This window comes from Rheinheimera oceanensis, assembly GCF_018831085.1.
Taxonomy (GTDB): Bacteria; Pseudomonadota; Gammaproteobacteria; order Enterobacterales; family Alteromonadaceae; genus Alishewanella; species Alishewanella oceanensis.
In genome coordinates, this window is record NZ_JAGPNM010000001.1 from 70,848 (window position 1) to 91,368 (window position 20,521).

At 49.1% G+C, this 20,521-nt stretch carries 21 protein-coding genes and 2 tRNA genes; 8 read left to right on the forward strand and 15 right to left on the reverse strand.

Annotated features, from left to right (window positions below; translation table 11 throughout):
* Positions 1 to 28: 28 nt before the first annotated feature.
* The 6 genes from kdsA to hemA form a co-directional block, all read right to left on the reverse strand.
* On the reverse strand, positions 29 to 877 hold the full coding sequence (kdsA, locus tag J3B89_RS00315; protein WP_215395531.1) for a 3-deoxy-8-phosphooctulonate synthase: 849 nt from the start codon (positions 875 to 877) through the stop codon (positions 29 to 31).
* A 42-nt stretch (positions 878 to 919) separates the two neighbouring features.
* Positions 920 to 1,300 carry a SirB2 family protein gene (locus tag J3B89_RS00320; protein WP_215395532.1) on the reverse strand — a complete coding sequence of 127 codons (381 nt, stop codon included), beginning with the start codon at positions 1,298 to 1,300 and terminating at the stop codon, positions 920 to 922.
* 51 nt (positions 1,301 to 1,351) lie between these two features.
* Positions 1,352 to 2,911, reverse strand: a complete 1,560-nt coding sequence (locus J3B89_RS00325; protein WP_215395533.1) for a response regulator — start codon at positions 2,909 to 2,911, stop codon at positions 1,352 to 1,354.
* A gap of 97 nt (positions 2,912 to 3,008) precedes the next feature.
* The gene (gene prmC / locus J3B89_RS00330) at positions 3,009 to 3,857 is read right to left on the reverse strand and encodes a peptide chain release factor N(5)-glutamine methyltransferase (RefSeq protein ID WP_215395534.1); all 849 of its coding nucleotides are present in this window, start codon (positions 3,855 to 3,857) and stop codon (positions 3,009 to 3,011) included.
* Complete coding sequence (prfA, locus tag J3B89_RS00335) at positions 3,858 to 4,949, reverse strand: peptide chain release factor 1 (protein ID WP_215395535.1); 1,092 nt, start codon at positions 4,947 to 4,949, stop codon at positions 3,858 to 3,860. It lies immediately after the preceding gene.
* Between the two features lie 18 nt (positions 4,950 to 4,967).
* On the reverse strand, positions 4,968 to 6,227 hold the full coding sequence (gene hemA / locus J3B89_RS00340; protein ID WP_215395536.1) for a glutamyl-tRNA reductase: 1,260 nt from the start codon (positions 6,225 to 6,227) through the stop codon (positions 4,968 to 4,970).
* A gap of 20 nt (positions 6,228 to 6,247) precedes the next feature.
* On the opposite strand from hemA, the gene lolB reads away from it, so the two are divergent.
* The 3 genes from lolB to J3B89_RS00355 all read left to right on the forward strand — a co-directional run bounded on the left by lolB (position 6,248) and on the right by J3B89_RS00355 (position 8,770).
* Entirely contained in the window at positions 6,248 to 6,913 is a 666-nt protein-coding gene (gene lolB, locus J3B89_RS00345; RefSeq protein ID WP_251372138.1) for a lipoprotein insertase outer membrane protein LolB, read from the forward strand.
* Positions 6,910 to 7,755, forward strand: a complete 846-nt coding sequence (gene ispE / locus J3B89_RS00350; RefSeq protein ID WP_215395537.1) for a 4-(cytidine 5'-diphospho)-2-C-methyl-D-erythritol kinase — start codon at positions 6,910 to 6,912, stop codon at positions 7,753 to 7,755. Before lolB ends, ispE begins: the two co-directional genes overlap by 4 nt.
* A 79-nt stretch (positions 7,756 to 7,834) precedes the next feature.
* The gene (locus tag J3B89_RS00355) at positions 7,835 to 8,770 is read left to right on the forward strand and encodes a ribose-phosphate pyrophosphokinase (RefSeq protein ID WP_251372196.1); all 936 of its coding nucleotides are present in this window, start codon (positions 7,835 to 7,837) and stop codon (positions 8,768 to 8,770) included.
* A gap of 26 nt (positions 8,771 to 8,796) precedes the next feature.
* Here the strand turns inward: J3B89_RS00355 and J3B89_RS00360 are convergent, their stop codons facing one another.
* From J3B89_RS00360 to J3B89_RS00395, 8 genes are all read right to left on the reverse strand, one after another.
* Positions 8,797 to 9,510 (reverse strand): SCO family protein, encoded by a 714-nt coding sequence (locus tag J3B89_RS00360; protein WP_215395539.1) that lies wholly within the window; start codon positions 9,508 to 9,510, stop codon positions 8,797 to 8,799.
* Complete coding sequence (gene cyoE, locus J3B89_RS00365) at positions 9,486 to 10,397, reverse strand: heme o synthase (protein ID WP_215395540.1); 912 nt, start codon at positions 10,395 to 10,397, stop codon at positions 9,486 to 9,488. Before cyoE ends, J3B89_RS00360 begins: the two co-directional genes overlap by 25 nt.
* 13 nt (positions 10,398 to 10,410) lie before the next feature.
* Entirely contained in the window at positions 10,411 to 10,731 is a 321-nt protein-coding gene (locus tag J3B89_RS00370; RefSeq protein WP_215395541.1) for a cytochrome C oxidase subunit IV family protein, read from the reverse strand.
* A gap of 8 nt (positions 10,732 to 10,739) precedes the next feature.
* The gene (locus J3B89_RS00375; RefSeq protein ID WP_215395542.1) at positions 10,740 to 11,414 is read right to left on the reverse strand and encodes a cytochrome c oxidase subunit 3; all 675 of its coding nucleotides are present in this window, start codon (positions 11,412 to 11,414) and stop codon (positions 10,740 to 10,742) included.
* On the reverse strand, positions 11,411 to 12,103 hold the full coding sequence (locus tag J3B89_RS00380; RefSeq protein WP_215395543.1) for a cytochrome c oxidase subunit 3: 693 nt from the start codon (positions 12,101 to 12,103) through the stop codon (positions 11,411 to 11,413). The genes J3B89_RS00375 and J3B89_RS00380 overlap by 4 nt, the downstream gene beginning before the upstream one ends.
* A complete protein-coding gene (locus J3B89_RS00385; RefSeq protein ID WP_215395544.1) occupies positions 12,100 to 13,866 on the reverse strand; it encodes a cytochrome c oxidase subunit I in 1,767 nt (588 codons plus the stop codon). The genes J3B89_RS00380 and J3B89_RS00385 overlap by 4 nt, the downstream gene beginning before the upstream one ends.
* A 27-nt stretch (positions 13,867 to 13,893) precedes the next feature.
* Positions 13,894 to 15,249: a c-type cytochrome gene (locus J3B89_RS00390; RefSeq protein ID WP_215395545.1), complete on the reverse strand. Its 1,356-nt coding sequence runs from the start codon at positions 15,247 to 15,249 to the stop codon at positions 13,894 to 13,896.
* Positions 15,250 to 15,451: 202 nt separating this feature from the next.
* Positions 15,452 to 16,009, reverse strand: a complete 558-nt coding sequence (locus J3B89_RS00395) for an NAD/FAD-utilizing enzyme (protein WP_215395546.1) — start codon at positions 16,007 to 16,009, stop codon at positions 15,452 to 15,454.
* 253 nt (positions 16,010 to 16,262) lie between these two features.
* On the opposite strand from J3B89_RS00395, the gene J3B89_RS00400 reads away from it, so the two are divergent.
* The 3 genes from J3B89_RS00400 to ychF are packed head-to-tail and all read left to right on the forward strand — an operon-like array spanning position 16,263 to position 18,601.
* Complete coding sequence (locus J3B89_RS00400; protein WP_215395547.1) at positions 16,263 to 16,865, forward strand: 50S ribosomal protein L25/general stress protein Ctc; 603 nt, start codon at positions 16,263 to 16,265, stop codon at positions 16,863 to 16,865.
* On the forward strand, positions 16,865 to 17,467 hold the full coding sequence (gene pth, locus J3B89_RS00405; protein WP_215395548.1) for an aminoacyl-tRNA hydrolase: 603 nt from the start codon (positions 16,865 to 16,867) through the stop codon (positions 17,465 to 17,467). Before J3B89_RS00400 ends, pth begins: the two co-directional genes overlap by 1 nt.
* 42 nt (positions 17,468 to 17,509) lie before the next feature.
* Positions 17,510 to 18,601 carry a redox-regulated ATPase YchF gene (gene ychF / locus J3B89_RS00410; RefSeq protein ID WP_215395549.1) on the forward strand — a complete coding sequence of 364 codons (1,092 nt, stop codon included), beginning with the start codon at positions 17,510 to 17,512 and terminating at the stop codon, positions 18,599 to 18,601.
* Between the two features lie 87 nt (positions 18,602 to 18,688).
* On the opposite strand, the gene J3B89_RS21335 is transcribed toward ychF, so the two are convergent.
* Positions 18,689 to 20,017, reverse strand: a complete 1,329-nt coding sequence (locus J3B89_RS21335; RefSeq protein WP_215395550.1) for a methyl-accepting chemotaxis protein — start codon at positions 20,015 to 20,017, stop codon at positions 18,689 to 18,691.
* A 307-nt stretch (positions 20,018 to 20,324) separates the two neighbouring features.
* Here J3B89_RS21335 and J3B89_RS00420 point away from each other — a divergent pair.
* Together J3B89_RS00420 and J3B89_RS00425 are read left to right on the forward strand one after the other, a co-directional pair.
* Positions 20,325 to 20,401: transfer RNA gene (locus J3B89_RS00420), tRNA-Met, on the forward strand.
* A 19-nt stretch (positions 20,402 to 20,420) separates the two neighbouring features.
* A tRNA-Leu gene (locus J3B89_RS00425) sits at positions 20,421 to 20,505 on the forward strand.
* Positions 20,506 to 20,521 lie beyond the last annotated feature (16 nt).

Consider the following 20,521-nt stretch of genomic DNA (forward strand, 5'->3'; position numbering starts at 1 on the left):
AGCAGCTAATCGCTGTCCCGCCCTTTGCTTAATTTGCGGCGGTATCCAGCGGCGCAAAGCTTTTGACTAAATCATCTACCGCTTTCATTTGCAGTAAATAATCTTCCAGCTTGGCCAGAGGCAAGGCACAGGGGCCGTCACATTTAGCCTGATTCGGATCCGGGTGCGCCTCGATAAACAAACCGGCCAGCCCTAACGCCATACCCGAGCGCGCTAACTGTGCCGCCTGGGCGCGGCGGCCATCGGCCGAGCTTTCCCGGCCACCGGGTTTTTGTAATGCATGGGTAGCATCAAAAATAACTGGCCCATAGTTTTTCATTTCATCCATACCCAGCATATCAACTACCAGGTTGTTGTAACCAAAGCAGCTGCCGCGCTCACACAGGATCACCTGTTCATTACCGGCTTCTTTAAACTTGGTAATAATATGGCGCATTTCATGCGGGGCTAAAAACTGCGGTTTTTTTACATTAATGACCGCGCCGGTTTTTGCCATTGCCACCACTAAATCGGTTTGCCGGGCTAAAAAGGCCGGTAATTGGATCACATCTACCACTTCGGCAACAGGTGCAGCCTGGTGCGGCTCATGTACATCGGTAATTAAAGGCACGTTAAAAGTACGCTTAATTTCTTCAAATATTTTTAAGCCCTCTTCCATGCCGGGGCCACGGTAAGAATGCACCGATGAGCGGTTGGCCTTATCAAACGAGGCTTTAAATACATAGGGAATACTAAGCTTAGTAGTGACATTCACATAATGCTCGGCAATACGCATGGCTAAATCACGTGATTCCAGCACATTCATGCCGCCAAACAACACGAAAGGTAAATGGTTAGCCACTTGCGTGCTGCCAACCTGAATAATTTGCGCAGTCATAGTTTTTCCTAAAACACAGGCACAGCGCCTGTGGTATCTTTATCAGAATGCCGTTAAGAACACTGGCTGTTTGGTCATGGCTACCCGCAGTACCAGGCCCAGCCAGCCCAGCGCACCTAAAAAACAAATCCAGCGGATAGCAGCTGTGCGGCCTTTAAATGCCATTACGCCCAAGGCAATATAGGCCAGTACCGCCAGCAATTTTTCTGTCAGCCAGGCGTGTACAAAAGGATACTGCTGTAGTGTCATCATCAGCAGCACGGCGCTTACCAGCAACAGCGTATCAATAGCATGTGGCGCTATTTTGAAAAACTTCGTTTGTAATATTGCCGCCGGCTTTAGGCTCATGGCATAACGCACTAACAGAAAACTGACACTGAGCACCACCATTAACAGGTGAAAATGCTTATAAGCCATATACATAATGCTTGTCCTTCCTTTGTTAATAAAACAGCCAGCGTAAGCTGGCTGCAGTTACTCGTTGTTGTCCGGGTATTTTTGCAGTATTGCTTCCAGTTTGTCGACCCGGCTTTTAAATATTTCTACCAGTTTGGGGTCAAACTGCTTACCGGCTTCAGCTTCTATCGTTGCCATTACCCGCTCCAGCGGCCAGGCAGATTTATAGCAGCGCCGGTGGCGCAATGCATCATAAACATCGGCCAGTGCCGCAATACGGCCGTAAATATGAATATCTTCGCCTTTTTTACCGGCAGGATAACCTGAGCCATCCCATTTTTCATGGTGATCCTGTGCGATAACTGCACCGGCCTGAATAATACTGCGTTTGGAATCCTTTAATATGTCATAACCAATGCTGGTGTGGGTTTTCATCACTTCCCATTCCTGCCCCTGCAGTTTAGCCGGTTTATTTAAAATGCCGTCCGGAATCCCCACTTTGCCAACGTCATGCAAGGGCGCGGCAAACATCAGCCGCTCGGCTTCTTCTTCCGGTAAACCATAGGCTTTGGCCAGATCGTAACAAATAAAGGCTACCCGTTTAACATGATTACCGGTTTCTATCGACCGGTGCTCTACCGCTTCACTTAAGCGATAAACTATTTCGCGCTGGGTGTCTTCTATTTCATGCTGCAGTTGCACATTTTCGTAAGCTATTTGCACGTTTTGCGAAAACAGCTCAATCAGCTTTTTCTGATTTTCGGTAATGATGCCCGGCAAGCCAGAGATATACAGCAAAGAGCCATGGGTAAATTTACTGGTGCAATAGGCCACCAGATAATTGTCGCGGTAGACAATACTGCGTGATTTTAAGGCTTTATCAAAGGCTTCCATCAGCTCTGGCGCCAAAACTTCCTGCACCGGCTTTCCTTCTTTACTTTCAAACTCGCCCTGCCCGGCAAATACGACTAAGTTGTGCGGCTCTGTTACTTCACCGGCAACATTACCCGCTACCAGCGATGAGCTGACCAGCAAGGCGTCTTCATTGCAACCCAAAATAGATGTCAGTTGCTGCAATACACCATCAATAAACTGCTCCATCGAATGCGATGAGAATAAGTCGGCCGACGCATTAATGATTTTTTCCAGCCCCTGACGGCTTTGCTCCAGTGACATAATATCGCGGTAGGAACGCAGGCTGGACATAATTACGGTAAAGAGTTTTTGCGCGGTAAGCTCGGTTTTTGATTTATAGTCGTTAATATCGTAGTTAATAATAACCTGGCGCTCTGGTGCCTGCCCCGGCTGGCCGGTGCGTAAAATAATACGCACATGCTCGTTGTGCAGCTCTTCACGGATGTAGCGCGCTACCAGCAAGCCGGCATCGTCGGTTTCCATGACTACATCCAGCAAAATAATAGCGGTGTCGGGATGTTGCTTAATCAGGTCTCTAGCTTCACTGCCAGAGTAAGCACTGAAAAACGTCAGGTTTTTACTTTGAAAAGTAAAATCACTCAACGCCAGTTTGGTAACAGCATGCACTTCCGACTCGTCGTCAACAATCAGTACTTTCCAACTACCGTTAAGCACAGCGACTGTGGGCTCTGGCTCTTCGGCAAATAAAAAATCATCGCTCATCCGCTTTTCCTTTAGCTTGCTTTAGTCTGAGTAATTGCTGAACTAGTTATATGCTGTATCCAGAGCAGGGTCAAAGGAAATGGATAAAAACAACTGCTTAAGCCGGTAAACAGCCACCACTGATACGCCAGTTATTGCCATAATCGCGCTTTGACTCAACCTGAGTAAAACCGGCTTGCTGTAGCAATAACCGCACTGCATCAGCCTGGTTATAGCCATGCTCCAGATAAAGCCAGCCATTAGCATTCAGATACTGCGGCGCCTGGCGTATTATCTGGCTGATATCAGCCAGGCCCTGTTGCTCAGCAGTCAGAGCGGTAACCGGCTCATATTGCAGTGTAGCTAAATGCGGGTCCTGTGGATCGATATACGGCGGGTTGCTGACTATCAGATCAAACTTTGCACCAGCCAGTGCGCTAAACCAGTTGCTTTGCAGCACGGTGCAATTTTTTATCTGCAGTTTTTCCCGGTTACGTTCGGCCAGTGCAGCCGCTTTCGCAATGTAGTCTACCGCGGTTAACTGCCACTGCGGCTTATTGTGTGCCAGCGCCAGCGCAATAGCGCCGGTACCGGTGCCTAAATCCAGCACTTTTGCCTGTGCAGGTAGTGGCAGCGCTAAGGCTTGTTCAACCAGTAGTTCGGTGTCGGGCCGCGGGATCAAGGTGCTGGGGGCAACTTCAAGCTGTAAATCAAAAAAGTGCCAATAGCCAAACAGATAGGCCAGTGGCTGGCCCAGCAGGCGCGCACTTAGCAGCTCAGTTAACTGTGTCAGCTCGGCACTGCTAAGTTCACGCTCTGGGTAGCTGTATAAATAGCTGTTACTAACGTTAAGCACATGGCACAGGCACAACCTGGCTTCAATATCAGCCGTTGGGCTAATGGCGGCCAGCTGTTGCTGTGCCAGCTTTTGCCACTGTGTCAGTGTTTGCTGCACTTTTTGCCGCATTTAGCGGTTCTCGTCGGCTAATGCAGCTAACAAGTCGGCCTGATGCTCGTGCTTTAACGGTTCTAATACCTGATCCAGATCACCTTCCATTACCTCGTTTAAGCGGTAAATGGTAAGGTTAATCCGGTGATCGGTTAAACGCCCCTGTGGAAAGTTATAGGTACGGATACGTTCAGAACGATCGCCACTGCCCACTAATGAGCGGCGGGTAGATTCCTCCGCTAAACGGCGTTTTTCGTCTTCTGCCGCCTGAATACGCGACGCTAACACACTCATCGCCCTGGCACGGTTTTTATGCTGCGAACGTTCGTCCTGACACTCTACCACTATGCCGGTTGGTAAGTGGGTAATACGAATGGCTGAGTCGGTACGGTTAACGTGCTGACCACCGGCACCGGAAGCGCGGTAAGTATCAACTTTTAAATCAGCCGGGTTTATTTCTATTGCTTCACTTTCCGGAATTTCCGGCATAATAGCTACCGTACAGGCCGAGGTGTGCACCCGCCCCTGTGATTCAGTAGCAGGTACGCGCTGCACGCGGTGGCCGCCTGATTCAAACTTCAGCGTACCGTAAGCCCCCTCGCCCTGCACGCTGGCAATAATTTCTTTGTAGCCACCATGTTCGCCGTCACTGGCGCTGACAACCTCGAGCTTCCAGCGGCGTTTTTCGGCAAAACGGCTGTACATACGAAATACATCACCGGCAAAAATAGCCGCTTCATCGCCACCGGCGCCGGCTCGAATTTCCAAAAAGCAGCTGTTATTGTCGTTTGGATCTTTGGGCAGCAATAAAATTTGCAGTTCTTGATCCAGTTTTTCAATGCGCTCTTTGGCTGCTTTATACTCTTCCTGCGCCATTTCACGCATATCCGGATCGCTGTCTTTTTGCATTTCCTCAGCCGAGGCTAAATCCTGCTGCGCCTGTTGATAATCGGCAAAGGCTTTGCTGATATCTTCCAGTTGGCTGTATTCTTTTGACAGCTCGCGAAACTTGCTTTGATCGCTTATTACGCCAGCATCACTTAATAATGCCTGCACTTCTTCGTAGCGCTCAGCCAGCCCTTCCAGCTTGCGGTATACCGATTCTTTCATGGTGTTTTATTTGCCTGATTACAGATCTAACAAGGTGTTGATCAATGTTTGTTTGTTCGGTTCATCATCCTGCACTAACTGGCGGATGGCTTTGGTTGGGCTATGCATCAGCCGGTTACTCAGTTTAGTTGACAGTTCAGCCAGCACTTTTTCCGCATCTTGCCCGGCTGCCAGCTGGTTAGCTGCTTTGGCCAGTAATTCTGTACGCACCTGCTCACAACGCTGGCGGTAATCGCGTACCCAGTCAACACTGCCTTGCAGGGTTAACCACTGGGCAAACTCGGCTGCGCCAACCGCTATCATCTGCTTTGCCTGCTCTGCGGCCTGCAGGCGGTTATTCAGGTTTTGCGTCACTATCGATTGTAAATCATCTACGGTGTACAGGTAAGCGTCCTCCAGCTCTGCCACTTGCTGCTCAATATCGCGCGGCACGGCTAAATCAACCAGAAACATCGGCTTATGCTTTCGCTGTTTTAACGCTTGCTCTACCATGCCTTTACCAACTATCGGCAAAGTACTGGCGGTAGAGCTGATCACAATGTCTGCATCAGCCAGGGTTGACGGCACTTGCGCTAAAGTAATAGCCGAAGCTTTGAATTGCTCAGCTAAATGCACTGCGCGCTCATAAGTGCGGTTAGCAACGGTGAGCTGTCCGGCGCCCTGTTCTTGCAAGTGCTTGGCGACCAGCTCAATGGTTTCACCGGCACCAATCAGCAATACCCGCACTTTGGTCAGGTTACCGAAAATTTGCCTGGCCAAGCTTACCGCCGCAAATGCCACAGATACCGCATTGGCACCAATATCAGTCTCGGTGCGCACCTGCTTGGCCACCGCAAAGGTTTTTTGAAATAAACGTTCAAACTGTGGGTTAACGGTACCTGCACTGCGGGCCTGGTTATAAGCCTGTTTTACCTGGCCGAGAATTTGTGGCTCGCCCAGTACTAATGAATCCAGACCGGAGGCCACTTGCATCAGATGCTCAGCGGCAGCATTGTCCTGATGTAAATACAAATGCGGCTGCAATTCACTGCCATCAATCGCATGAAATTGTGCCAGCCAGGCAATTACCTGTTCCGCTTGGGTGGCTGTGCCGTTAAAATACAATTCAGTGCGGTTACAGGTAGATAAAATTACCGCATCGGAAATACTGGTTAACGTAGTCAGTTCGCGCAAGGCTTCAGGCAACTGCTCAGGCGCAAAAGCAACTTGCTCGCGCAGGGCAACCGGTGCCGTTTTATGATTAATGCCGAGTGCGAAAATAGCTGTCACCTGTATCATCAGAATTGTCAGGGGGCGAATTGTACAAAAAGCCCCAACTTAATAAAAGCGAAGAAAGCTCAGTGAAGGACTTTAGTGTGGTGCATCCGTTTATTCGTCCGTTATTTATCAGCATTGTTATTTTATTACTAAGTGCCTGTAGCATATTTCAGCGCCAGGCACCGGCTGAAACACCGCTTAACACCAACGAGCGGGAACAACACATACTGGCAATGCAACAGTTTTCGTTGCAGGCCAGTGTTGGCATTAAAACACCGGAAGAATCACTCAGCGGTAATTTACGCTGGCAACAGCAAGACGGTGCAACTTATGACGCCCGTTTAAGCAATTTTCTTGGCATCAGCCTGTTTGAGCTGAGCGAAACTGAGCAAGGCAGCGCTATTACGATTAAAGGTGAAACCTACCGCGCCGTAGATACCAGCACCTTATTGCTGCAACTATCGGGCTGGTCAATGCCGCTGCATGATATGCCGCTATGGCTGCGTGGTGTACCCGGCAGTAAAGGCCGCAACATTATACGCGACGAATTTGGCCGGGTTACTTCATTTAATTTAACAGACAGCACCGGCATTGTCTGGCAGTTGCAGTATCAGGGCTTTTTCCCCGACAGTTTAGCGCTGCCCAGACGCATGTTGCTGCAAAGTAGCGACAGCCAAATTAAAATTGTGGTCAGGAGCTGGCAATGAAGCACCTTACCCTGCCAGCAGTGGCAAAACTGAATTTATTTTTACACATTACCGGCCGCCGGCCTGATGGCTATCATAACCTGCAAACTTTGTTTCAATTGCTGGATGTTGGCGATGAACTGAGCTTTACGCTGCGCCAGGACAATGAAATCCGGCTTGATTGCAATAACGGCGAGCTGATCAACGAGCAAAACCTGGTACTGCGTGCCGCCCGCCTGTTGCAGCAATATAGCAACGGCACACAAGGCTGCGATATTTATCTGGATAAACGCCTGCCAATGGGCGGCGGTTTAGGCGGTGGCTCATCCGATGCTGCCACTACACTGCTGGGGTTAAATAAATTATGGCAACTGAATTTAACCACTGATACGCTGGCTGAACTGGGGCTAAAACTGGGTGCCGATGTACCCTTATTTGTCCGTGGCTACACGGCCTTTGCCGAAGGCGTAGGCGAAAAATTACAACCACTGCCCATGGCTGAAAAAGTTTACCTGGTAGTTACACCAGATTGTCATATCAGCACAGCTGAAATTTTCCAACACCCTGATTTAATACGCAATACACCCAGCATAGGCATGGAACAGGTGTTAACAGCTCCCTGGCGTAATGACTGCCAGCCATTGGTAGAACAGCTCTACCCTATTGTTGCAATAACCTTACAGTGGTTGGTAGAATACGCGCCGTGTCAAATGACGGGTACTGGCGCCAGTGTGTTCGCCGCATTCCCGGACCAGACCAGTGCTCAGCATGCTCTTGCGCAATTACCGCCGTCCTGGCGTGGTTTTATTGCTAAAGGGGTCAACCAGTCACCTGTGTGGGCTGCGTTGGCAGATACCGAATAAGTAACCGCAGCGGTGTTGTTGCCGCTGTTAATTGATAAACCGGACTCACCACCGCCCTGAGGATCCTACCGTGCCTGACATGAAGGTTTTCGCTGGTAACGCTATACCAGAACTCGCAAGTAAAATCGCCAGCCGCCTGTATATTAAACTTGGAGATGCCGAAGTCGGCCGTTTCAGTGATGGGGAAGTTAGTGTCCAAATCAATGAAAATGTGCGTGGTTCTGATGTGTTTATCATCCAGTCAACCTGCGCTCCGACCAACGATAACCTGATGGAACTGATTGTAATGGTCGACGCGCTGCGTCGTGCCTCAGCCGGCCGTATTACCGCAGTGATGCCGTACTTTGGTTATGCCCGGCAGGACCGCCGTGTGCGTTCAGCCAGGGTGCCTATTACTGCTAAAGTAGTTGCCGACTTTTTATCCAGTGTAGGGGTAGACCGCGTATTAACGGTAGATTTGCATGCCGAGCAAATTCAGGGTTTCTTCGATGTACCGGTAGATAACGTGTTCGCCAGCCCGGTATTGTTGGACGATATGCGTAAAAAAGGCTTCACTTCACCGGTCGTGGTATCACCGGATATCGGCGGTGTGGTACGTGCCCGCGCTATTGCCAAATTGCTGAACGACGCCGATTTAGCCATTATCGACAAACGCCGGCCAAAAGCTAACGTTGCTCAGGTCATGCATATTATCGGTGACGTGAAAGACCGCGACTGTATTATCGTTGACGACATGATCGACACCGGCGGTACTTTATGCAAAGCCGCTGAAGCGTTAAAAGAGCAAGGCGCCAAGCGTGTATTTGCTTACGCTACCCACCCGGTATTTTCCGGCGGTGCGGCAGAGAACATCGCCAATTCAGTGATCGATGAGCTGATTATCACCGATACCATTCCGCTAAGTGCAGAAATGAAAACGGTATCTAAAGTACGCCAACTGACATTGAGCGAAATGCTGGCCGAGTGTATCCGTCGTATCAGCAATGAAGAGTCTATCTCGTCAATGTTTGACTAAACCATTGTTTATACAAAAAACAGCGCTCATGTGGCGCTGTTTTTTTTGCGCTGAGCCAGGTAACGCCGGATCGTCAAATAGTCTGCCAGCAATATTTCCACGGTAAACTCAGGTATAGCAACTCCGGGACGGTTGGCAGGAAAAAACACCGCCTGTAATCTGGCGTCCGGGTTTAACAGATACAGCATAATGCCATGCGCAAGCTGATACTCTGCCATGCCGGTTATTATACTGTCATTTTCGATGCTATAACGCAGCGACAGCGCTTGTTCAAACGGCAAGGCTAATTGTAGAGCCTGCGGATCTGGCCGCAAACCACGAATATCTGCTGCGAAATATTGCAGATACTGCGCCAGTTCAGCAGCACTGTCACGTGTGGGATCTATGCTGTAAAACAGTAAACCTAACTGTGAGAACTCTGTTTCTGCAGCCAACTGCTGCTGTAAATACGCCAGTTTAGCCAGCGTCAGCGGACAGACATCCGGACAATGAGTGTAACCATAGCTTAGCAGGTGCCAGCGCCCCTTAAGATTAGCAGCCTGCACCGGTTGTCCATACTGATCCTGCAAAAGAAACGGCCCAAGACTGACGGGCTCAGATAACAATGTTGCCTGTTGTAACACCAGAACTTCCCGCCCTGGCTTTTGCTGCCACAACAACAGAGCCAGCAATAGCAGCCCCAGTATCGCCAGCGCGCCCCAACTACGCTGATACACTAGCTTAGCGGCCACAATCGCCATAGATGATCAACCAATAGGGCACCAAACACACCAAACAGATAATATATTGACACATAAAAGGTGCGCATGGCACTGTGCCTGTCAGGGTATAAACACAGCATTAATGCTGAGCACAAAAACCAACCTCCCAGCAGTAACGCCGACAACAGATACAAAACTCCGCTCATACCAATACATACCGGTAACACACTGACCGGTAACAACAAAAGTGTATAGCCAACGATGGCGTCCCGGGTATAGGCCACGCCGTGGGTTACCGGCAGCATGGGTACTTTTGCCCGGCGATAGTCATCCAGCCGTTCTATGGCCAGCGGCCAGAAATGCGCAGGCGTCCAGACAAAAATAAGCAGTACCAGCAGTAAGGGTTCAATACTCACTTGATTAGTGACACTGGTCCAACCCAGTAACGGAGGTAAGGCGCCAGATAGCCCCCCTAACACAATATTTTGCGACGTACGGTATTTTAAAAAGCGGGTATAAACTACAGCATATCCCATCAGGCCGGTAAAGCTCAGAACAGCGGTTAGCGGGTTAACCAGCCACCACAACAGATTCAGTGAAACGGTAGTGAGCAGTACCGCAAACCACAGCGCCTGCTTTGCGGTCAGTACGCCCCGGACCAAAGGGCGATAGCGGGTACGCTGCATTAAGCGATCAATACGACTATCTGCCAGATGATTAAATACGGCCGCAGCCGCTGCAGCCCCTGCGATGCCTACAGTGGCAGCGACCAATGTTTGCCAATCCTGCCAGCGGGGATCTGCCAGCAGCATGCCAACCACGGCGGTAATTAACAACAACAGCACGACTTTAGGCTTACACAGTTGTAAATAATGCCGCCAGTTGCTGTTTACGGCATAGCCGATACGATGACTTAACGTGGTCATGTGTCGCTCCTGTTCAGTGCTGGCGGAAATACAGTAATCGCAGAGCGTAGGTGTAATCGCCTTCAATCGCCATTAGTGCAACAAAAACCGCTATGGCAAACAGGGGCACAAACAACAGCAATTTCAGCGCCAGGCGCTCCCATTTCACATGCATAAAAACGCTGAGAATAAGTCCGGCTTTCAGCAGCATAAAAGTCAGTACCAAGGTCCAGCGCAGTGGCCCCTGTACGTGCATATAATCTACCATGTATGAAAAAAAGCTCAGCAGAAACAGCCAGCCCCAGACTTTAAGATACAGGCTGATGGGATGATGCTGGACATGTTCGGTTGACATCAATCACCTCACCATAAGTAAAAAAATGCAAAAATAAATACCCATACTAAATCGACAAAATGCCAGTACAGACCACTTATCTCGACAATTTCATAGCCGCGCTGATCATAATCTCCCCGCGCTAGCTTGCGTGCGACTATCAGCAGGTATATCACCCCGGCGCTGACATGCAGACCATGGAATCCGGTAATCATAAAAAAAGCCGCGCCAAATTGGGCCGCGCCCATGGGGTTAACCCAAGGCCTTACGCCATCAGCAATTAATTTGCTCCATTCAAACGCCTGCATAGCAACAAAGCTGGCACCGAGCACAGCAGTGGCCAGCATCAGATACACTGCCAGTTGTTTTTGTTTACGATAGGCAAAGCTGACGGCTATCGCCATGGTGCCGCTGCTGGTGATAAGGATAAAGGTCATGATAGCGATCAGAAACAACGGCACTGTCTGGCCAAATACCACCAGTTCAAATACCTGACTGGCATTTGGCCAGGCGTCAGTAGCAGATAATCTGACTGTCATATAACTGAGCAGGAAAATACTGAAAATAAAGGTATCCCCCAGCAGGAATATCCACATCATCAGTTTGCCCCAAGACACCCGAAACGTACGCTGGTCTGCCGCCCAATCATCTACTACGCTGTGCCAGCCTTTAGCCTCAGCAGCGCTATCGGATTGTCCGCTCATAAGGTTGCCTCGCCAAAGCCACATAGAGCGGCAAGAGTGTTAAGGGTCTGCGCCGGGCTAGTCAGCAGCCAGAATAATAGCAACCATAACAACAGCAGATAGTGCCAGTACCAGCAACACAGTGTCAGGGTTCGTGGCAGCGTTTGGCCGCTCTGCTTATCCAGTTGCAAAAACACCGGCAGCACTGCAATTACACCGCCAAGCAGATGCACGCCATGCAAAGCCGTTAACAGATAAAAGTAGTTACTGGCGGCTGTATCAGTAAAGCCAAAACCGGCATTGGCTAATTGTAACCACACCCGATACTGCGCAAACAAAAACAGCAATATCAACGCCACTGCAGCTGTCAATGCACCCAGCACTGCCTTTGCCAGGTGTTGTCTGGAAAACCATTGCGCTAACTGCATCATCAGGCTGCTGCCACACAGCAAACCGGTACTAAGCCACAAGCCACTGCGATCAGACAACGGTAACCAGGGCTCACCTGCCAGTACCTGAAAGTCAGGCAACTGAGAGCGCCCCAGCAGAGTTATAACAAACAATGAAAACAATACACTGATGGTGGCCAATAAAAACTTAAGTGCTGTACGCTCAGGCCAGGCCTCATCTGCTGTAAGCTGCAGAGCAGGGTCTTGCCCTTCAGGTTGAGCCAGCCAGGGCTTTTCTGTAAGTTTGCTAAAAATACTCATTTGCCCGCCTTAGCATAGGCTTGCGCATCGTCCACGGCTACCGCACTGTCAGGCAGGTGCTGCGGAATAAAATCATCACGGGCACCAGGTACACTGTAATCGTAAGCCCAACGATATACGGTTGGCAGCTGCGGACCAAAGTTACCATGAGCTGGCGGTGTTTGTGGTGTTTGCCATTCCAGTGTAGTAGCGTGCCAGGGATTGGCGCTGGCAGCTTTTCCCCAGCGTAAACTGATAATAAGATTAGCAATAAACAGCAGTTGCATCAGTGCCACAACCAGCGCAGCAACGGTAATACTACTATTCAGGCTTTGTGCCGATGCCGGGATAAAGTCGGTGCCGGCCATGGCATAATAGCGCCGCGGTACGCCAAGAAAGCCCAGATAATGCATGGGCAGAAAAACCAGATAAGTGCCAATAAAGGTGCCCCAGAAGTGCAACTTACCCAAGCCATCATGCAGCAGCTTGCCGCTGACTTTCGGGAACCAGTGATAAATGGCAGCAAACAACACCATTACCGGTGACACTCCCATTACCATATGAAAATGCCCAACAACAAAATAGGTGTCAGACAGCGGTAAATCAACGACCACATTCCCCAGAAACAGGCCTGTCAGACCACCATGCACAAAGGTAAAAATAAAGCCTATAGCAAACAACATAGGTACCGTCAGATGAATATTGCCCTGCCACAACGTCAACACCCAGTTGTATACTTTCAACGCCGTCGGCACAGCAATAATTAATGTCGTAGTGGCAAAAAAGAAACCAAAATAAGGGTTCATACCGCTGACATACATGTGGTGCGCCCACACAACAAAGCTAAGCCCGCCTATTGCCACTATGGCCCAGACCATCATCCGGTAACCAAAAATATTCTTACGGGCATGCGTTGCCAAAATATCAGAAACAATACCAAAGGCTGGCAACGCCACGATATACACTTCAGGATGACCAAAAAACCAAAACAGATGCTGAAACAGGATCGGGCTGCCACCGCCGTAGTCAAGCTGCTCTCCCAGCGATATGATCACCGGCATAAAAAAACTGGTGCCAACGGTTTTGTCCAAAAACATCATTACCGCACTCACCAATAAGGCTGGAAAGGCCAGTAGGCCCAGAATCGTAGCCACGAAGATGCCCCACACTGTTAGCGGCATCCGCATCAGGGTCATGCCACGGGTGCGGGCCTGCAACACTGTACAGACATAATTTAATCCTCCCATGGTGAAGGCCACAATAAAAATGGCCAGCGAAATCAGCATCAGTAAAATACCGGCCTCAGAGCCCGGCGTGCCGGGCAAAATAGCCTGCGGCGGATACAACGTCCAGCCAGCGCCTGTCGGACCGCCCGGTACAAAAAAGCTGGCCAGTAACACCAGCACCGACAATAAATAGGTCCAATAACTGAGCATGTTCAAAAATGGAAATACCATATCCCGGGCGCCGACCATTAGTGGGATTAAATAATTACCAAAGCCGCCTAGTAACAATGCAGTTAACAGATACACCACCATGATCATGCCGTGCATGGTAACGAATTGCAGATAATGCGTTGAATCTATGAATGAAAACTGCCCAGGAAACCCTAACTGTAACCGCATCAGCGCCGACAATACCAATGCCACTAATCCGACAAAAATGGCTGTCAGGCTGTACTGTATAGCAATCACTTTATGATCCTGGCTCCAGACATAACGCGTCCAGAAACTACCAGGCCCATCATGCTGTTGTGTATCGCCATAACCAGCAGACATTGTCATTATTTGCTCCTTAGTGCTGCTGCGTACTCATGGCTGCAGACTATTGATATAAGCCACAACATCAGTAATATCCTGCTCTGATTGCAGCGACTGTGCGATCAGACTCATTTGTGCGCCATAAAAATCGTCCGGATGATTACCCCGCACCCGCTGTTTGAAATAACTGAGTTGCCGCGCCAGATACCAACTATCGATCCCTGCCAGCCGTGGCGCATTCATGGCGTAATTGCCTTCAGCCGCATTACCGTGACAAGAAGCACAATTGCGGTATAAGTGTTGCCCCCGTTTTACATCGCCGTCGGTGTGAACCGCCACCACTGGCGGTAGGCTATTGATAAAGGCCAACAGATGATCCATCGTAGCAGTGTCGGCCAAAGTATTAGCCATCGCCGCCATCTGTGCGCCATACAGATCACCTTCGGCTCTGCCACGAATACCTTGCTGATAGTGCTGTAACTGCCGGCGCAGATACCAACCAGATTGTCCGGCCAGCGCGGGAGCATTTAATTGTTTATTGCCTTCGCCTTCAGCACCATGACACGCAGCACATAACTGATAATGCGCCTGACCTAGCGCAATGTCTGCCTCTGACACTACCTGACTTTGCGCAAAAGTCTGCTGTTGCGCCAGCCAGTGCTGATATTCATCAGTGCTTCTTACGCTAACTCTGCCCCGCATAGCAAAGTGGCCAGTGCCGCACAACTCTTCACATAACACATCAAATTCGCCTGCCTGAGTAGGAATAAACCACAGCGAACTTACTGAGCCCGGCACTAAATCCATTTTTACTCTGAACTGTGGCACGGTAAAGTTATGCAGCACGTCTGCAGAACGCAGTAGCATTTTCACTGGCTGATCCAGCTCAAGCACCAGCTCATTGCTTAGAATAAGGATATCGTCAGCGGCCGCCGGGTCTGACGGCACTATACCCAGCGGGTTTTGTTCAGATATCAGCGAGGTATCCACTTTACCCAACTGGCCATCGGCCCCCGGCAGACGAAAACGCCAGTGCCATTGTTGACCGAAAGCTTCAACTTCTTTGGCATTGACAGGCGGTTGGACAAATTGCGCCCAGACATATAAACCTGGTGCCAGCATGGCGGCAATACCAATACTGGTCAGTGCCACTAACCAGCCTTCAAGCTTTTTATTCTCGGGTTCATAATGCGCTTTATGACCTGGTTGACTGCGAAACCGAAATACCACATACGCAAGAAACAGGTTCACGATGACAAATACCACCCCGGTTATCCAGACCGTGATATCGACAGTGAAATCAATTGACGCCCAATTTGACGCCAGTGGTGTGAACCACCAGACACTATAGTAGTGCAGTAGCAAGGAGCCGATTACCAGCACCACAATAACAAAGGCAATTGCCATAACACTGTTATTCCTTAACGTTAAAAGTGAAAGTATCAGGTATCTACTTCAACAAATTAACCAGACAGCAGTACGTGCAACATTTAGCCCAACACCTTAAGGACTTAGCTTTATTTTGACTTTTACTACAAGCGATATAATTCAACATTGCATAAAAACCAGCGTGTCGCACCACGCCGGTTTAACTAAGGTAACGCAGCTATCACGGCATAGCTTTCATAAAGCGGCGAAAATAAATTTGCATCCGAACCACCCAACCGGGTGCACCTTCACCACTGCCTGCCAGTTGTAGTTTAGGGTGACGTCGTACCGTGCGATTCAAAATACCCTCATCTTGCGGATCAATATCAACAAACAACACATGTTTACCCTGACGCAGCACATCTTTAAACTGTTGAAAATGTACATTGGGTTCCTGGATCCCGATAAAACCACCTTCCCAGGTGCAAAACCCGAGTACGACAATGGCTAAAAATATAAACGGCATCCATCCGGCAGCACTGTCAGTCCAGCCCGCAGCATAGGCCACTAGCAACACCAGTACGGCGCATATTACACCGACAACTGCACCAAGCTCTGTTGCATGTACCACGTCGCTTTTCAACACCGGAGACACCTCAGGCAAATGGTGCTGCTCAACACTTGCGTCCTGGTCACTCAATACATGGATTTGTGGGGTATTGATACCCTGCTGTTCCAGCTCTCGCTCTACCGCTTCCAGATCGTCAAGATCCTCACTAATAAAATAGCGTCTTAACATAATATCCTCCGCAAAAGGCCTGTGATTTGCCATTACGGCCAATTGGCAAACGATTGACATTCGTCGACAGCAGCGCTGTATACTTTTTAACCAACCAGATAAGTATAGCTGCTATTTAACGTCTACGCGCAAGTGGTGCAATTTTACAATTGCAGCCGTCAGGGTCCGGTGGTAATATGTCGCGCCCCTGAAAAGGGCATCCAGCCTGAGACTGGTCGCGAGTCTTGGGAAACCTTAATTTTTGGAGTACATCATGTCTGATGCAATTTTTACATTAAATGCAGAAGTCCGTACTGATGCGGGGAAAGGTGCGAGCCGCCGCCTGCGTCACGAAGACAAAGTACCAGCTATCATTTACGGTGGTAGCAAAGCACCGGTTTCTATCACTTTAGAGCATTCTAAACTGTTAAAAGCTCAAAGCTTTGAAGCATTTTACTCTCACATTCTGACCATTAAAGTTGGCAAAGAAGATGTAAAAGCGATCGTTAAAGCTATGCAACGTCACCCGTTCAAGCCAAAAATCATGCACGTTGACTTCCAACGCGTTGAAGCTGGCCACGAGCTGAACACTGTTGTTCCTGTTCACTTCGTTAACGAAGACGCTGCGATTAAGAAAGGTGGCGTAGTAGTACACGCTGCGAACGAAATCGAAATCTCTTGTCTGCCTAAAGACTTACCAGAGTTTATCGAAGTTGACATGAGCAATGTTGAAGTAGGTGCTCACCTGCACTTATCTGATCTGAAAGCACCTAAAGGTGTTACTTTCGTTCAGTTAGCGAAAGGTCACGACTTAGCTGTTGTTTCTGTGAACAAACCAGCTGGTAAAGCTGCTGACGAAGAAACTGCCGCAGAGTAATGTCTGGCAGCGTTCAGTCAACAGTTCAGTTGATTGTGGGCCTGGGGAATCCGGGCCCGGAATACAGCCAGACACGGCACAATGCCGGTGTCTGGTTTGTACAGCAGCTGGCCCACGCCTTTAATGTCAGCTTAAAGAACGAGCCGAAGTTTTTCGGTTACACCGGCAAGTTTGTTTGCGCCGGGCAAGAATTCAAGTTACTTATTCCCTCAACTTATATGAATTTAAGCGGTAAAGCCGTGCTGGCTATGGCACAGTTTTACAAGCTGACATCCGAACAAATACTGGTAGCGCATGATGAAATGGCACTGGAGCCGGGTGTGGCAAAATTTAAACTCGGTGGTGGCCATGCCGGCCATAATGGTCTGCGTGATATTATGGCGCGCCTTGGCAACAACCCCAATTTCTACCGGCTGCGGCTTGGCATTGGCCATCCGGGCCATAAAGATCAGGTAACCGGCTATGTATTGGGCAAAGCCCCGGCCAGTGAACAAAACCTGATTGAACAAAGTATTGATGAGGCGGTGCGTTGCTTTGATATTCTGGCCCGCGATGGCCTGGTTAAAGCACAAAACCGTCTGCACAGTTTCAAAGCCGGCTAAACAGCAGGCGCCGTTAATTACAGCACGTAAAGGATACTAGTTATGGGTTTCAAATGTGGCATCGTCGGCTTACCTAACGTAGGCAAATCCACCCTGTTTAATGCGCTAACCAAAGCAGGGATTGAAGCGGCCAACTTTCCGTTCTGTACTATTGAACCCAATACCGGCGTAGTACCGGTGCCGGATCTGCGGCTGGATAAGCTGGCGCAAATTGTTAACCCACAGCGCGTACTACCAACTACCATGGAGTTTGTTGATATCGCTGGCTTGGTAAAAGGCGCCTCTAAAGGTGAAGGCCTTGGCAATAAATTTCTGGCAAATATCCGCGAAACAGACGCCATCGGCCACGTTGTGCGCTGTTTTGACGATGAAAATATTATTCACGTAGCAGGCAAGATTGACCCGGCTGACGATATCGACACTATTAATATGGAACTGGTGCTGTCTGATATGGACAGCACAGAGCGCGCTATGTTGCGCGTTAGCAAAAAAGCCAAAGGCGGCGATAAAGATGCTAAAGCTGAAATGGCAGTACTGGAAAAAGTAAAAGCGCATTTGGAGCAAGGCCATACTCTGCGCCAGTTACCGCTTGATAAAGAAGAAAAAGCTTTAATTGCTTATATGAACTTCTTAACCATTAAACCGACGATGTATATCGCCAATGTAATGGACGATGGCTTTGAGAACAACCCGTACTTAGACATAGTACAGGCTATTGCCGACAAAGAAGGGGCGATCGTCGTGCCGGTATGCGCGGCGATAGAATCTGAAATCGCCGAGCTGGACGACGATGAAAAAGCCGAGTTTATGGCCGATATGGGCCTGGAAGAGCCAGGCTTAAACCGGGTGATCCGCGGTGGTTACTCGCTGCTTAACCTGCACACCTACTTTACCGCCGGGGTAAAAGAAGTACGCGCCTGGACAGTAGCCATAGGTGCCACAGCACCGCAAGCCGCTGGCGTTATTCACACCGACTTTGAAAAAGGCTTTATCCGCGCCGAAGTTATTGCCTATAACGACTTTGTGCAGTTTAACGGCGAAGCCGGAGCCAAAGAAGCTGGCAAATGGCGTTTAGAAGGCAAAGACTATATTGTAAAAGATGGCGATGTAATGCATTTCCGTTTTAACGTTTGAACCTGTTTCCGGGTGAAAAAAGCCGTTGTTTGCCGACAACGGCTTTTTTATTGCCAGTGAGGTCGGTGTAGCAGCACAGCGCCTGAACTATTTCGCCAGCCTGTTGGCGAATTGTGAAACTGCTGCCACTACTTTTTGTGCTGCTTCCTGAATTTCATCTATGGTCACCCTGGCCTGGGTAACTAAACCGTTAACATTCTTTGCCTGTTGCTGCCCGCTTTCTATAATGCTGACCGCGCCGTCAGAAAGCTGCTGATTACGGCTAACTACCTCAACAATTTCAACTGTCGCCGCACTGGTTCGAGACGCCAGTTGCCGCACCTCGTCTGCCACTACAGCAAAACCACGGCCCTGTTCGCCGGCACGGGCAGCTTCTATTGCCGCATTCAACGCCAGCAAATTGGTTTGATCAGCTATGCTGCTGATACTTTGAATAATAGAGCCAATAAGCTGCGACTGTTTAGCAAGGTCATTAATATTCTCCACTGCCTTTGTCATCTGCTGCTCAAGCTGCCCCATTACTGCGGCCATATCATTCATAACCTGTATACCGCTCTTAGCACTATGATCAGTAGCTTGTGACGTTTCGTACGCTACCTGAGCGGCGGTTGATACTTCCCGCTCTTGCTTTACTTGCTCGGTAATCACTGTGGCGAATTTAACAACTTTATAGTATTTGCCTGTAGCATCATCAATCGGGTTGTATGATGCCTCCAGCCAAATCTCACGGCCGGCACGATCAACCCTTCTAAAACGCTCGGCAATAAACTGTCCTTTAGCTAATTTTTGCCAAAACAGCTCATACTCCCTGCTGTTTGCAATCTCTGGCGGACAAAACATCCGGTGATGCTTACCCTTAATCTCTTCCAACCGATAGCCGGTAGCGCCCAAAAACAAGTCATTGGCAGCTAATATGTGGCCTGACAGGTCAAACTCAATCACTGCTGTAGATCGTTGCATAGCCTTAACCAGGCTTTCATATTGTTGTGAGGTTTCGATAGTTCTGGTTAGATTAGAGGCAAACACCTCAAACCGCTCCAGATCGTTCTGCCGGTTTTTAATTGGACAAAGCGCCATTCTGATCCAAAGGGCTTGCCCCTGCCGGTTAACAATTTGCCAGGCACCGCTCCAGAAATTGCCCGAGCCCAAGGCTTTTTGCATCTTATTAAAATGCTCTGTACTTCGTAACTCAACCGGTACCAGCTCTTTAAGATTGCGGCTGAGTACATCAGTCTCACTCATCTGGGTTTCGTTTACAAAGTTATCATTTACCTTTTGAATACTGCCAGTAGCATCAAGTTTCAAATGCATCATGTGTTTGCGGACACTGGCATTAGCCTGCCTCAGCATATTAACTTCTTCTTTTAAACGTTCATTTTCTTCTTGTAGCGCTTTTTTACCGAAACGGCCAAACATGACAACCTCCAGGGAAATTACCGGTCAAAACTTATCAAAGTTAGCTTACCCAACTTAAATACTCGAATTAAAACGTAAATATTTAGTTAAACGGCTATTTTATTCAGCTACTGACCCCACGTTTCTGACAAAGACGCACCATACCGGGTTTAATGTTGCTAAATGATGGTGTTTTGTCTGAAACTACAGCAGCATGGGCAAAAAAACAGCAAACAAACGCTAGTTAAGCGCAAGCAGAGAAAAAACGGTTGACGCTATAGGGGCAGTTCTGGATAATACGCGCCACTTGCTTAGGTCAAGTTAGCGTGGCTACATAGCTCAGCTGGTTAGAGCACAGCACTCATAATGCTGGGGTCGCAGGTTCGATTCCCGCTGTAGCCACCACTTAACTTTACCTGTGCATGCGGGGATGGCGGAATTGGTAGACGCACTGGATTTAGGTTCCAGCGCCGCGAGGTGTGAGAGTTCGAGTCTCTCTCTCCGCACCACTTTTAAAGTGGTTGC